Source organism: Microbacterium sp. YJN-G, from assembly GCF_015040615.1.
Taxonomy (GTDB): domain Bacteria; phylum Actinomycetota; class Actinomycetes; order Actinomycetales; family Microbacteriaceae; genus Microbacterium.
The window spans coordinates 3391068-3403542 of the sequence record NZ_CP060402.1; the positions used below are offsets into that span (position 1 = coordinate 3391068).

Here is a 12475-nt window from a genome sequence, read left to right on the forward strand (position 1 = left end):
AGTCTATCGGCGCGCGGCGTGTCGCCTTGCCCGATGGCGGAGGCGGATACGGTGTGCCCATGGGCGAAGCCGTGCTGTGGGGTGTCGTGGCCGCATCGCCGCTGCTCGTCGGCGCGGTGCTGGCGCTGGTGCGCCGCTGGCCGCCGAAATGGCTGGGCATCGTGCTCGGCTTCGGAGCGGGCGCGCTGATGGCATCCATCGCCTTCGAACTGTGGGAGGAGGGCCTGCGCCTCGCGGGCCCCGTGCCGCTGGTGACCGGCGTCGCGGTCGGCGCGATCGCGTACTACGTCGCCGCCCGCATCCTCGATGCCAGGCGGGCGAAGAAGGGCGGATCGGCGGGAGGAGCGTCGCTCGCGGTCGGTGCGCTGCTCGACGGCATCCCGGAGCAGCTCGTCCTCGGGATCGGACTCGCCTCGGGTGAGGGGATCGGCGTCGCTCTCGTCGTCGCGATTCTCGTCTCGAACCTGCCGGAGTCGATCGGCTCGGCATCCGATCTGCTCGAGGACGGGATGCGGCGCGGCCGCGTCGTGCTGCTTTGGGCGGGCGTCGCGGCGCTCTGCGCCCTCGCGACGGTCGCGGGGTTCGCGATCACGGATGCCGTGGGCCCCGAGTTCCGCGCCGCGGCGAACGGGGTCGCAGCCGGCGGACTGCTGGTCATGCTGGTCGACTCGATGGTGCCCGAGGCGCAATCGAAGGCTGAGGAGTCCACCGGGCTCGCCACCGTGCTCGGCTTCGCCGTCGCCGCCGGTCTCGCCCTCGCCGCCTGACCGCCGGACCCCGACCCTGTCGACGGCCGTGTCCCCCGTTGGGTCCCTGAGCCTGTCGAAGGGCCGGTCACAGGTGTCCGACTTGGGCAGGGGGCGTGAGGATGCTTCGAGAGCCTCAGCAACCCAGTGTTCTCAGACGTCGTGTTCCCGTTGGGTCCCTGAGCCTGTCGAAGGGCCGGTCACAGGTGTCCGACTGGGGCGTGGGGATGCTTCGACAGGCTCAGCAACCCAGCTCTACGGCCTCAGCAACCCAGCTCTACGGCCTCAGCAACCCAGCTCTGCGGGCTCAGCAACCCAGCGTCAGGCGCGGTGCAGGTCGGCGAAGCGCTCGGCCAGTGGATGCTGCGGTCCGAGGTCCACGAGGCTGACCGCGCCCTCGATGCCCGAGCCGATCGGCGGCACGCAGCGTGCCTCGGGCCGCTCGGCACGCACGGCGTCGATGAACGCGGTGCGGATGAGCTCGGACCCGAACACGCCGCCGACGGCGCCGACTGCGGCATCCGCCGGTGCATCCGTCACCCGCAGTGCGGCGGTGGCCGCGAGGGCCAGCTCGCGCGCCGCCTGGGTGCAGATCTGCACGGCCACCTCGTCGCCGGCATCCGCCAGCGCGGCGGTGGGCGCGGCGAACGATGCCACGGTGCGAACGCGATCGTGCGAGGCCTGCAGCAGCGTGTACGCGGTCTCGAGGTTCGGCCAGCGCTCCTGCATGACCGCGGTCAGAGCGGTCGCGGGGCCGCGCCCGTCGAAGGCCCGCATCACGGCATCCAGCGCCGCGCGCCCGATCCAGTAGCCGCTGCCGGCGTCGCCCATGATGTAACCCCAGCCGTCGACGCGCGCGGAGTGCTCCGGGCCCACGCCGAGGGTCACCACACCGGTGCCGGCCGCGACGACCGCGCCGTACTGGTCGCCCAGCACGCCGAGGAAAGAAGTGACCGAGTCGTGCGTGACGACGACGCGCTCGACGCCGTCGAGGGCCGAGTGGCGCAGCAGCGCCACCGCCTCGGCCTGAGCATCCGTGAGGCCGGACACACCGAAGGTCACCGTCTTCGGTGCCGCGCCCGCACCCTGCACGACCTGCTCGACCACAGCGGTCAGCTGACCGAGCAGCGGACGGTCGGTGAGCACTCCGGCGAAGAGCTCGTCGTGAGTGGATCCGTCGGCGCGGCGCAGCCGGGTCTTGATGCCGGTCTGACCGGCGTCGATCGCGAGCAGTTCGGGTGCGCTCGCGGTGGCGGAGCCGGCGGTCGGAGCCTCTGACATGGGGATCCCCTCGTTCACGTGCGGCCGCGATCGGGTGGACGGCCAGAAGCAAGCGTAGGCCACCGCGAGTGGCCCCCGATGACCGAAGTCAAGGCCCCGTGCGATCCCGGCGGGCTGCGGTGTACTGGTCGACCACGCCCCCGATTGTGAGGAGTCGCATCGTGACCTCCCTCTGGCTCGACGCGCAGCGCGAGCGCATCCCCTCCGACCCGTTCGAACCGGGCGCCCGCTACGACGTCGTCGTCGCCGGCGCGGGCCTGACCGGGCTCACCACCGCCCTGCTGCTGGCTCGGGCCGGGCACACCGTCGCCGTCCTCGAGGCGCGCTCGATCGGGGCGGTCACCACGGGCAACACCACCGCGAAACTGAGCCTGCTGCAGTGCAGTGTGCTCTCGGGCATCCTCTCCCGCGGGTCGAGCCGGGTGCTGAAGGCCTACGTCGAGGGCAACACCGAGGGCCAGCAGTGGATGCTGCGTTACCTCGCCGAGCACGGCGTGGACGTGCAGCGCCGCGACGCGTTCACCTACGCCGGTACGCCCGAGGGCGTCTCGAAGCTGGACGACGAGTACGAGGCGTACCGCGAGGCGGACCTCGAAGTGGAGCGGGTCGACGACGTCGGCCTGCCGTTCCCGACCCACGGCGCTCTGCTGCTGCGCGACCAGGCGCAGTTCGATCCGCTCGACGTGCTGCGCGCGCTCGCCGCCGACATCCGCGAGCACCGCGGCGTCATCATCGAGGGCGCCCGCGTCAAGGACGTCGACACCGGCGAGCCGAGCCTGGTCACGACCTCGCTCGGCGAGGTGCACGCCGGCGTCGTGGTGCTCGCCACCGGCATCCCGATCCTCGACCGCGGTCTCTACTTCGCCAAGGTGAAGCCGTCGCGCTCGTATGCCCAGGCGTACCGGCTCGCGAGCGGCACGCCGCCGCAGGGCATGTACATCTCGATCGACTCGCCCGGGCGCTCGCTGCGCAGCGCGCCGGTCGGCGACGAGGAGCTGCTGATCGTCGGCGGCAACGGCCACACCGTCGGCCGCGAGGACGACACCCAGGCACTCGTCGACGACCTCGAGCAGTGGACGCAGCAGCACTTCCCCGGCGCCGTGCGCACGCACGCCTGGTCGGCGCAGGACTACCAGTCGATGAACCTCGTCCCGTTCGTCGGGTGGATGCCGCGCACCGGCCACCGCGTCGCACTGGCCACCGGCTACAACAAGTGGGGCATGACGAACGCGGTCGCTGCCGCACTGAGCATCGCGGCCGACGTGCTCGACGGCAGCATCCCGTGGGCGAAGACCCTGCACCACCGCGTCACCCTGCCTCAGGACATCGCCCACGGCGTCGCGGCGAACGCCGAGGTCGCCGGAAACCTCGCGGGCGGATGGGTGGATGCCGAGACCCGGGCGCTTCCTGAGGAGCCTCCGGCTGAGGGGGAAGGCGTGGTCGGCCGGCTCGACGGCCGGCCGGCCGCGGTATCCACGGTCGACGGTACCACCTGCCGGCTCTCCGCCGTGTGCACGCACCTGGGCGGTATCGTCACCTGGAACACGGCGGAGCGCTCGTGGGACTGCCCGCTGCACGGCTCGCGGTTCGACGCCGAGGGCCGGCTACTGGAGGGGCCGGCGGTCGACGACTTGCCGGCCATCGACGAACCGGAGCTGCCCGGCGACGAGCACGAGCCGGTGGACGACCGATCCTAGGCTGCTGAGCGTTTACAACGCCTTCAGAAAGAGCTGAGCCGACGTGATGACGTCAGCGCGCAGTTGATCGGCATCCGCTTCGTCACCCGCTCTGAGCAGTTGCCGGACCACGATGTCCACCCACTCGGATTGCGGCTTTGCAAGGCGCTCGACCGCCGACCGCACGTGAGGAAGGAAAGCATGCTGTTGCGGTGACGAGGGAACAGAAGTGACGGCTGCAGCGGCCGCACTCGGCCCATCAGGCGAGTACATCATCACGAACGCGAGGTCGTACGCATCCTTCTGCAGTCCGCGGCTCAGCAACGCTGCGGACTTGGCGATGAGGTATCCCCCAAGGCTGGCGAATCGGAGCAGTATCTGCGCTGGTGCCTCCGGGACTTCCGAATGCAGTGCATCGGGTACCCGGAGTTCCCGCACTACGGGGGCGTTCGCCACAGCCGCAGGGCCGCGCATGTTCTTTGCGGCAGCTCGAGCCGCTCCGGGGAGCTCGATGGGCAGACCCGGGCTGTCGTATACGTCGCAGACGAGGTCGAGTCGCACGTGTGCGTCCCCGAGCACACCCGTCCATTGCCAGCCATTCGAGTCGGTGCGAAAGCCGCCGTCGTCGAGCGCACGTTCGAGCCACCCGAAGTCGAGGTCGTCACGGTCGTAGAAGACCCCGAGTTCGAAGAGAAGGTCGACGTCCGTCGTGCCGAGATGAGGGTGCGGTGCGGCTGGTGCGAGGAAGTCCGGGTTCAGCCCTCCGATGACGATGAATTCCGTCGCGTGTTCGCCGGCGAGCAGCGCGAACCGGATCAGCGCTTCCTCCGCGCGGGCGCGTGCGAGACGGCTGCGTTCTTCAGAAGCCAATGGAAACCCCCCGGAGATGCTCGGCGGCATCGGCCCCGCGTCCGCCCTCGCGCACGAGATCCGCGTAGATGCGCACCGAGGATGCCACGGGGAGGCCGGGTGCGATGCCGCGCATGGCGAGGACGTGAGATGGCGCGGAGTGCAAGTGGATCCGTGCTCCACGGTCGACCTCCGAGATGTCGTCATGCGATGTCAATGCTGCACGAGCGTTCTCGAAGTCGTCGTCCTGCACGTAGATCAGGAGGTCAGGGATGCTGGTGGAGAAGGGGGCTACGGCATCGGCCGCCACCCATCCGGACGCCACCCACCGAATCGAAGCGAGTTGTGATCCGACGAGATCGACCCACCTGCGAGGGTCCCGCGAGAGAGTGTGGAGTTCCGAGCGTCGGTCCTTGCGCGGCGCCCTGGCGAAATGGCCTGCCCAATCGCTGAGCAGGCGCCCGGGCTCGCGTAGCTCGCGTGCTGAGGTCGGGCCTCTCTCCGGACCGAACTTGGCTGTATAGCCTTCCTCGTCGAAGGAGGCGAGCACCTTCGCGACCTGCCCCGGTGAGATGCCGGTGGCTTCTGCGACCTGGCCGAGTCGGTCGACGCCGTTCCAGCCGGGCATGTCACCCACCGGTGGCATCGCGCGGCGTGACAGCACGTACTCGGCCACAGCCTGAGAACTGCGCGACCAGGAGAGGCTCGTTGTTCGGTCAAGCAGGCGCTTTGGCTTGAGGCGATAGATGTGCAGGCCGTCCGGAGTGGTGATCTCCGCCTGCCCATCGGCATCGGCCCACGCAAGCTCATGCTCGTTCAGCAGCCGGATCGCCCCCGGGCTCATCCTGCGTGCGGTGATGACGGGGATCGTCGACTGCTCGACGTGCATGCTGCCCAGCGAATCGAGTACGCGGATGACGTCTGCGGGAAAGCCTTCGCCCGCCCACACCGGGCGAAGGACGGTTGACTGACCGCCGTCGATCACGATGCCACCGCCCGCAGTCGACTCCGTGTGCAGGTGGCTCGGGATGACGTTTCTTACGATCGCCGTCGGCAGGTTCTTTCCCTGAGACATGGTTTTCACCATATCAGGAAACAAGACCATTTTCTCGAAACAACCCATCTAATCCTGGATAAGGAGAAAACCGTTCAGAACCCCGGGTAGTCCTTCAGCTTCTCTTCGTAGGCGGCGCGGTCGGACTCGGGCAGCACGTGGCGGGCGTAGATCGCCAGCTGCACGCCCTCCAGCGGTTCACCGGTCTGCGCGCTGACGGCCTCCCGCTGCAGGCGGAAGTCGCCGGTCGGGTCCTTCGACAGGTCGTACGCGTTCACGTAGAAGCGCAGCGGCTCGGGATAGGTGTCGGTGTAGTACTCCCAGGTGTGCTGGCGCTCGGGATCGGCCGAGCCGTAGAGCTTGGCGACCATCTCGCGCGAGATGCCCGAGGCGCTGGTGTTCAGCGGATACAGCTCCCACATGCCGCGTTCGATGAGAACCTCGTCGATCACCTCGATGATCTCGCGCTTGCGGTCGTTGTCGTTCACCGGCTCGCGGGTGGTCCAGGCCGTCGACATGTACCGCTTGAGCATCGACTCGCCGCCGTAGCCGTTGCGCTCGGGGCTGATGTCGACCGTGCCTGATTGCACCCAGGTGTACCCGAAGCGGGCGCTCAACCGGTCGCGCACCTCGGCCATGAGCTGGTCGCCCTCGGCCTGCACATCCTCCAGCGAAGGGCCGTTGAGCACATCGTGATCGGCCGTGCCCTTGGCGCCCGGGTACCCCTCCTCGTGCTTCTGCTGCTCGGACTTCGTGCCGTCGTAGGCGTGCGTGGCGGCCGAGCGCAGCGCGCCCATCGCCCCGACCGTGGCGACGTTGAACACGAGCGTGACGGCCAGCGCGATCGCGCCCAGCATCCGTCCCCGCGGGGTGACGAGCGCGGCGACGATCACGCCGACGACGACGAGCTGGATGACGAGCATCGACGCCCCGTACAGCGCATCCGTCCCTCCCGCCCCCATCATCAGCAGCAGGGTCAGCACGAACAGCACCGTCGCCGAGATGGCGACCAGGCCCAGCGTGTTCACCGACCGCTTCTGCGCCGGTTCCGCGGTGTAGGTCACGTCGCCGGATGCCGTGGCCAGGCCGGCCGCGGCATCGAGACCCGCGGATGCCCGCCGCGCACCGGGATACCCGCCGGGCGGGGGCAGCGGAGGTGCGCCCTCGGCGCCGCCGACGTAGCGGGAGCGCTGCCGGTCTACCATGGCCTGTCCGTTCCGCCCCCGTCGCCCTCACCGTCGTCGAGCTGATTCTCGCGGTCGCGCGCGCCCTGGTTCAGGCGGTCCTCGATCTCGTCGAGGTCGCTCTGCGAGGGTTGCTCCTGCTCGCCCTGTTCCTGCTGCTCGGGCTGCTGCGGCTGCTCGCCGCGCTCGGCATTCTGCTGGCTCTGCTGCTGCTTCTCCTGCTGGCGCTGCTGGTTCTGCTCCAGCGAGTCGCTCATGTCGCGGTTCGGGTCGGGGGACTGCTCCTGCGCCTGATCGCTGTTGCACTCCTCGGGCGTCTCGACCGTGACCTGCAGCGCCTCGCCGTAGAACTGCGCCGCGGCGGCATCCCCATCGGCCTGTGCGGCGTCGCCCTGACGCTCCATCACGAGCGAGAGGTTGATCCGCACGAAGCAGATGTCGAGTCCCTGCGCGAGCGGCAGCGCCCGCTCGAGCTCGACGCGCGCCTCGGGCAGCTGCTCGGCACCGGCCAGCGCCGTGCCGATGTTGTACGGGGCCTTGAAGGGCTCGAACCAGTTCGCGACGTCCTGACCGCGGGCGGCGGACTCCGACTCGGCGTAGCCGCCGACGACGAAAGCGCTGACCGACTGGTGCGCGAAGGCGTACATGCTGAGCAGCTTGCCGACCAGCAGCAGGGCGGCGAGCGTCAGCGGCAGGGTGCCGATCGCGATCCACCGACGGATGCTGCGGCGCCGCCGGTTCGCGGCCAGCAGCGCCGCCGCGGCATCGGCCTGGGTCGGGTGGGAGGTCATGAGGCGCCTCCGTCGTGGCGCCGCTGGGTTGCTGAGGCTCTCGAAGCACCCGGCGACGCTGGGGCCTGGGGCCCTTCGATCCCCACGCCCCACTCCAGCCGTCGCTCCGCGCCGCCCGGAGCCTCCGGGGCGCGTGGCCCCTGTTCAGGTCGGACACCTTGCTGGACCTGGGGCCTTTCGAGAGCCTCAGGGACCCGGGCTTGGGCGGGCGCTTGGCTGGTGAGGCCGCGGAGGCGGGTGACGAGCATGGTCGCGCGGGTGAGCTCGACGGCGACCATCGCCAGCAGCACGAGCGCGGCGGTCCAGTACAGCTCGATCACATTGCCCACCTCGCCAGACGACGCGTAGTCGGTTGTGCTCGTGGGCGCATCGGGCAGCTCGATCGCGGCATCCGCGGTGCGGTGCTGGTACTCGACCCCCAGCTGCTCCGAGATCCGCTGCAGGTTGTCCTCGTCGATCACCGACAGAGCGCGCTCGCCCTGGTACTCGATGTAGTCGCCGCCCGCACCGTCCTGGGTCCCTGAGCCTGTCGAAGGGCGGCCGGTCGTCCGCTTCATCGGCCCGCCCTCGGCCGTTCCGTAGCCGAGCACCGCTCCGCCGTCGACGTACTTCGCGCTGCTCGCGAACGACTCCGGCTCCTGCGATGCGGTCTGCTCGCCGTCACCCAGGTAGAAGACCATCCGGCTGCGCTCGGGCGACGCCTTCGCGGCGGCGGCGAGCACCTCGGTCAGCATCCGGTTCGCGATGCTGATCGACGAACCGCGGGACTGGTCGGTGATCTCGGGGAGCATCACGTCCAGCGAAGACATCAGGGCCGTGGCATCCGTGGTCAGCGGCAGGCGCTGCTGCGCCGCCGCGTCGAAGCTGATCAGCGAGAACCGCGCACCCGGGTACTCGTCGACAATCGCCTGCACGTCGGCGCGTACACCGGTCATGCGCGGGCGGTCGCCGTCCCAGTCCTCGGCGATGATGCTCGCGGTCGTGTCGGCGACGATCACGATGTCGGTGTCGGTGGCGAGGGTCTGCGAGGTGCCACCGGGGATGCCGGGGCGCAGCAGCATCGCGAAGACGACCACGAGCATGCCCAGCCGCAGCGCCCAGATCGGGCGCCCGGGGGATGCCGGCCCGCGGCGCACCAGCTCGCGGACCACGAGCACGGCGGGCGCCGCGCACAGCAGCACCAGCAGGACGGGGTGGAGGACGGGCTGGAGGATCACAATCTCACCCGCCACAGCAGCAGGAGGAACCCGAGGATCGACACGAGCGTGAGGGCGATCGCGAGATTCGGAGTGTCGACGCGGATCACCTGAGCCTGACCTTTCAGCGCCGTCGCCTCCTGCTTCTGGATCTCGGTGATGATGTCGGCCACGGTCGTCGTGTCGCGCAGCGGGTACGACTGGCCGCCGGTGAGCCGGGCGGCATCGGCAAGCTCGGCGCTGACCTGCGGATCCTTGCCCTGCACCGGGTTGAGCGCGAACACCCGCACGCCGCGCGACTGGGCGAACTGCGCCGCCTCTTCGACGGTGAGGATCGAGGCGCCGGCGAGCTCGTTGTCGGTGGCGAGGATCACGGAGCGGCTGCGGTCGTCGTCGAGATGGTCGAAGCGCATGGTGCAGGCGGCCAGGCCGTCGCCGATCAGCGAGGCGCCCGGCCCGTTGAGCGTGCCCACCCAGTGCTCGGGGGTGTCGTCGACGTAATCGAAGCTGGTGCGGATGCTCTTGAGCTGCTCGCGGACGAACGGGTAGTCGTCGGTGAGGGGAAAGACCTGCACGGGCGAGCTGTTGAAGATCGTCAACCCGATCCGCTCGCCCTCGAAGCCCTCCAGCAGCTCCTCGAACACCGTGAGCACCTCGACGTCGACATCGGACATCGAGCCCGACACGTCCAGGCACAGCATGATGTCGCGACTCGTGTTGATCGGCTGGATCGTCTTGGCCGACATCGGCCGGGCGGCGACGACGCCCGTGAGCAGCACCGCCACCGCGCCGACGGCGAGCACACCGGCGAGCAGGCCGATCCGCCGGCGCACGGCGGTGCGGAACGAGGGCAGCCCGCGCAGCCGCTCGGCGCGCGAGACCAGTGCCGAGGGGTCGGCGTCGGCCCGCCGGCGGCCCCGCAGCCCGAGCAGGATGCCGATGAGCACGGCCACCACGAGCACGCCGACGGCGACCAGCACGATCCACCAGGTGTTCAGTGCCACGTGCTCACCACCTTGCGGGCGGCCTCGGCGCCGTAGACGGGGTCGATCGCGGGCCCGCGCTGGAAGATGCTCGGATAGTAATGCCGGCGGATCGCGTCGATGAGTGCGGGATCCACGCCACGGGCGACGAGATCGTCGAGAGCGAGCACGGGCGCCTCGAGACCGGAGTACTCGTTCACGAAGCCGCGCACGGCCCGGCTGAGCTCGAGATTCGCCCGCTTCGGATCCATATTCCCCGAACGGTATGAATCCTCGATGCCCTGAACCACGCCGAGGTACTCGGTGCGCAGCTGGGCGAGCACCTCCGCCGTCGGCGGGGTGAGTAGCGGAGCTCCGGCCAGCGTGATGCTGCGCCGCGGCCGGGTGAGCACGATCAGCAGCCAGGCGGCCAGACCCAGCAGCAGCAGGATGCCGATGGCCAGCAGAATCCACCCCCAGCCGTACTGCGCGGGCGGGTAGAGGTCGTCAGATGCGAGCATGCGACCTCCTGTTCAGCATGGTCAGCAGCACCGGCACCGCGGCATCCTGACCGCCGAACTCGGCGTGCGTGATCTCGTGCCGGCGCAGCACCGCATCGCGGTGCGCCGTATCGGCGGCCTCCTGGGCGGCGAGCTCGGCCATCACCTCGGCATCCCCGTGCACGAACTCGGGGATGCGCCAGCCGCTGTCGGCGTCCCGGCGCCGTCGCGCCCCCGTCGCGGCCGGGAGGCCCGCGGGCAGCACCGGCTCGGCGTCGCGCACCGTGAGCCACAGCACGTCGTGCTGCACCCGCAGCCGGCGCAGCAGCCGGTCGGTGTCGGCGGTCAGCGGGGCCTCGTCGGTGATGATCACGACGATGCAGCGGTGCGCGATGGTGCGCGCCGCGAAGCGCAGCAGCGCGTCGCGGTCGCTGGGGGCGGCGGTGTCGTCGATCGCCCGGCTGATCGTGCGCAGCGAATGCTCCAGCGCTCCCTCGGTGCCGCCGGGGGCGAGGCGGCGCACGCCCGTGGCATCCCCGTGCACGACGGTGAAGTCGTCGCCGTGCCGCACGGTGAGGAATCCGAGGGCGCCCGTCAGCAACACGACGAGGTCGCGCTTGGGCAGCTCATCCTCGGCCAGGGCTTTCATGCCTCGTCCGGAATCAACCAGGAACAGCACGGTGTGGCGGCGTGTGGCCTTGGTGCGCTTGATGAGCGGCTCGCCGTGCCGTGCCGTCGCCCGCCAGTCGATGTCGCGCACCTGATCTCCGTACTCGTACGGCCGCAGGTCCTCGAAGTCGAGGCTGCGACCGCGCAGCAGCGAGGCGTACGCGCCGTCCAGCGCGTGCATCGACTTCTGCGACGAGCGGATGAAGAGCTTGCTCTTCACCTGGGTGATCAAGGTGGTCATGAAGGGTTACGGCGTCGGCACGGCGGCGAAGATCTGGTCGATGATCTCCTCGCTGCGCACGCCCTCGGCGTCGGCCTCGAAGGTGAGCAGCACCCGGTGGCGCAGCACGAGGTGGCGCAGCGCGCGGATGTCCTCGGGCAGCACGTGCGTGCGCCCGTTCAGCAGCGCCAGCGCGCGCGAGGCCTGCAGGAACGCGATGCTCGCCCGCGGGCTCGCCCCGTACTTGATGTACCGGGCGCGATCCTCGCCGATGTACGGTGCAGGATTGCGGGTCACATAGGCGAGCTGCACGATGTAGTTGCGGATCGCGGGGTCGACGTACACCGTCGACGTGATGCGCTGCAGGTCGTGCACGTCGTCGAGCGAGATCGCCCCGGGCACGTGACGGTCGGGATCGAGCACGCCGGAGTCGATGCGGCCCAGGATCTCGAACTCCTCGGCGGGGCTGGGGTACTCGACGATCTCCTTGAGCAGGAAGCGGTCCATCTGGGCCTCGGGCAGCTCGTAGGTGCCTTCCTGTTCGATCGGGTTCTGCGTCGCGATCACCAGGAACGGGCGAGGCAGGTGGTGCACCTCGCCGCCGATCGTCGTCTGCCGCTCCTGCATGGCCTCGAGCATCGCCGACTGGGTCTTGGCGCTGGAGCGGTTGATCTCGTCGAGCAGCACGAAGTTCGCGTGCACCGGCCCGAGCACCGTGCGGAACGTGCCGGTGGCCGCGTCGTAGATCTGGCTGCCGGTGATGTCGCTGGGCAGCAGGTCGGGCGTGCACTGGATGCGACGGAACGTCGCCTTCACGGTGTCGGCGAGGGTGGATGCCGCGGTCGTCTTGGCCAGCCCCGGCACCGACTCGAGCAGGATGTGCCCGCGCGCCAGCAGCGAGACGAGCAGGCTGGTGCGCAGCCGGTCCTGGCCGACCATCTTCGTCGAGTACGAGTCGGTGATGATCTTCAGGATGCGCTGCGCGCGGGCGAGATCGTCCGGGGTGGCGTGCGAAGCGGATGCCGCGGCCGGGACGACGGCATCCGGAGCGGGAGACAACGCGGGAGCCGGAGCCGGCGCCGCCGGAGCCGGCGGGGGCGGGGGAGGTGCGGATGCGGTGGATCCGAGCACCGTGGCGGGCCCGGGCACCGGGGGGAAGTCGGTCATCGCTGGTCTCCTCATCCATCGGGGATCGATGGCGGCCGCTGATCCCCGGGTACAGGGTAGCCGCCGGTGCCGAACGGGGCCTCCGAGGGGCGCCGAAGGCCCCTCCGCTAGGATGGTGACGCCCGTTCGGGCCAGCTCATCTGCCGGTGCAAACCCGGCGAACAGCGTGCAGTACCAGGG

General features: G+C 70.0%; 12 protein-coding genes. 2 read left to right on the plus strand and 10 right to left on the minus strand.

Annotated features, from left to right (window positions below):
* Positions 1 to 59 precede the first annotated feature (59 nt).
* A complete protein-coding gene (locus H7694_RS16335; RefSeq protein ID WP_193597480.1) occupies positions 60 to 767 on the plus strand; it encodes a ZIP family metal transporter in 708 nt (235 codons plus the stop codon).
* A 300-nt stretch (positions 768 to 1067) separates the two neighbouring features.
* Here the strand turns inward: H7694_RS16335 and H7694_RS16340 are convergent, their stop codons facing one another.
* Positions 1068 to 2027: an N-acetylglucosamine kinase gene (locus H7694_RS16340; RefSeq protein ID WP_193597481.1), complete on the minus strand. Its 960-nt coding sequence runs from the start codon at positions 2025 to 2027 to the stop codon at positions 1068 to 1070.
* 161 nt (positions 2028 to 2188) lie between these two features.
* Between H7694_RS16340 and H7694_RS16345 the strand changes: the two genes are divergently transcribed.
* The gene (locus tag H7694_RS16345; protein ID WP_193597482.1) at positions 2189 to 3724 is read left to right on the plus strand and encodes an FAD-dependent oxidoreductase; all 1536 of its coding nucleotides are present in this window, start codon (positions 2189 to 2191) and stop codon (positions 3722 to 3724) included.
* A gap of 12 nt (positions 3725 to 3736) precedes the next feature.
* On the opposite strand, the gene H7694_RS16350 is transcribed toward H7694_RS16345, so the two are convergent.
* The 9 genes from H7694_RS16350 to H7694_RS16390 are packed head-to-tail and all read right to left on the minus strand — an operon-like array spanning position 3737 to position 12295.
* Positions 3737 to 4573, minus strand: coding sequence for a hypothetical protein (locus H7694_RS16350; protein WP_227468189.1), 837 nt, complete (start codon positions 4571 to 4573; stop codon positions 3737 to 3739).
* Positions 4563 to 5675, minus strand: coding sequence for a hypothetical protein (locus H7694_RS16355; RefSeq protein ID WP_193597484.1), 1113 nt, complete (start codon positions 5673 to 5675; stop codon positions 4563 to 4565). The genes H7694_RS16350 and H7694_RS16355 overlap by 11 nt, the downstream gene beginning before the upstream one ends.
* Positions 5676 to 5701: 26 nt before the next feature.
* Positions 5702 to 6811, minus strand: coding sequence for a hypothetical protein (locus H7694_RS16360; RefSeq protein WP_193597485.1), 1110 nt, complete (start codon positions 6809 to 6811; stop codon positions 5702 to 5704).
* The gene (locus tag H7694_RS16365) at positions 6805 to 7581 is read right to left on the minus strand and encodes a hypothetical protein (RefSeq protein WP_193597486.1); all 777 of its coding nucleotides are present in this window, start codon (positions 7579 to 7581) and stop codon (positions 6805 to 6807) included. Before H7694_RS16365 ends, H7694_RS16360 begins: the two co-directional genes overlap by 7 nt.
* Positions 7578 to 8798, minus strand: coding sequence for a VWA domain-containing protein (locus H7694_RS16370; protein WP_193597487.1), 1221 nt, complete (start codon positions 8796 to 8798; stop codon positions 7578 to 7580). Before H7694_RS16370 ends, H7694_RS16365 begins: the two co-directional genes overlap by 4 nt.
* Positions 8795 to 9781, minus strand: coding sequence for a vWA domain-containing protein (locus tag H7694_RS16375; protein WP_227468190.1), 987 nt, complete (start codon positions 9779 to 9781; stop codon positions 8795 to 8797). The genes H7694_RS16370 and H7694_RS16375 overlap by 4 nt, the downstream gene beginning before the upstream one ends.
* Positions 9772 to 10260, minus strand: coding sequence for a hypothetical protein (locus H7694_RS16380; RefSeq protein ID WP_193597488.1), 489 nt, complete (start codon positions 10258 to 10260; stop codon positions 9772 to 9774). The genes H7694_RS16375 and H7694_RS16380 overlap by 10 nt, the downstream gene beginning before the upstream one ends.
* Positions 10247 to 11149, minus strand: coding sequence for a DUF58 domain-containing protein (locus H7694_RS16385; RefSeq protein WP_193597489.1), 903 nt, complete (start codon positions 11147 to 11149; stop codon positions 10247 to 10249). Before H7694_RS16385 ends, H7694_RS16380 begins: the two co-directional genes overlap by 14 nt.
* A gap of 6 nt (positions 11150 to 11155) precedes the next feature.
* Positions 11156 to 12295, minus strand: coding sequence for an AAA family ATPase (locus H7694_RS16390; protein ID WP_193597490.1), 1140 nt, complete (start codon positions 12293 to 12295; stop codon positions 11156 to 11158).
* Positions 12296 to 12475 lie beyond the last annotated feature (180 nt).

Excerpts from the sequence above, each read along its gene's own strand:
- H7694_RS16365 (WP_193597486.1), bottom strand. The coding sequence starts at position 7,581 with ATGACCTCCCACCCGACCCAGGCCGATGCCGCGGCGGCGCTGCTGGCC.
- H7694_RS16385 (WP_193597489.1), bottom strand. The coding sequence starts at position 11,149 with ATGACCACCTTGATCACCCAGGTGAAGAGCAAGCTCTTCATCCGCTCG.
- H7694_RS16355 (WP_193597484.1), bottom strand. The coding sequence starts at position 5,675 with ATGGGTTGTTTCGAGAAAATGGTCTTGTTTCCTGATATGGTGAAAACC.
- H7694_RS16360 (WP_193597485.1), bottom strand. The coding sequence starts at position 6,811 with ATGGTAGACCGGCAGCGCTCCCGCTACGTCGGCGGCGCCGAGGGCGCA.
- H7694_RS16380 (WP_193597488.1), bottom strand. The coding sequence starts at position 10,260 with ATGCTCGCATCTGACGACCTCTACCCGCCCGCGCAGTACGGCTGGGGG.
- H7694_RS16390 (WP_193597490.1), bottom strand. The coding sequence starts at position 12,295 with ATGACCGACTTCCCCCCGGTGCCCGGGCCCGCCACGGTGCTCGGATCC.
- H7694_RS16340 (WP_193597481.1), bottom strand. The coding sequence starts at position 2,027 with ATGTCAGAGGCTCCGACCGCCGGCTCCGCCACCGCGAGCGCACCCGAA.
- H7694_RS16335 (WP_193597480.1), top strand. The coding sequence starts at position 60 with ATGGGCGAAGCCGTGCTGTGGGGTGTCGTGGCCGCATCGCCGCTGCTC.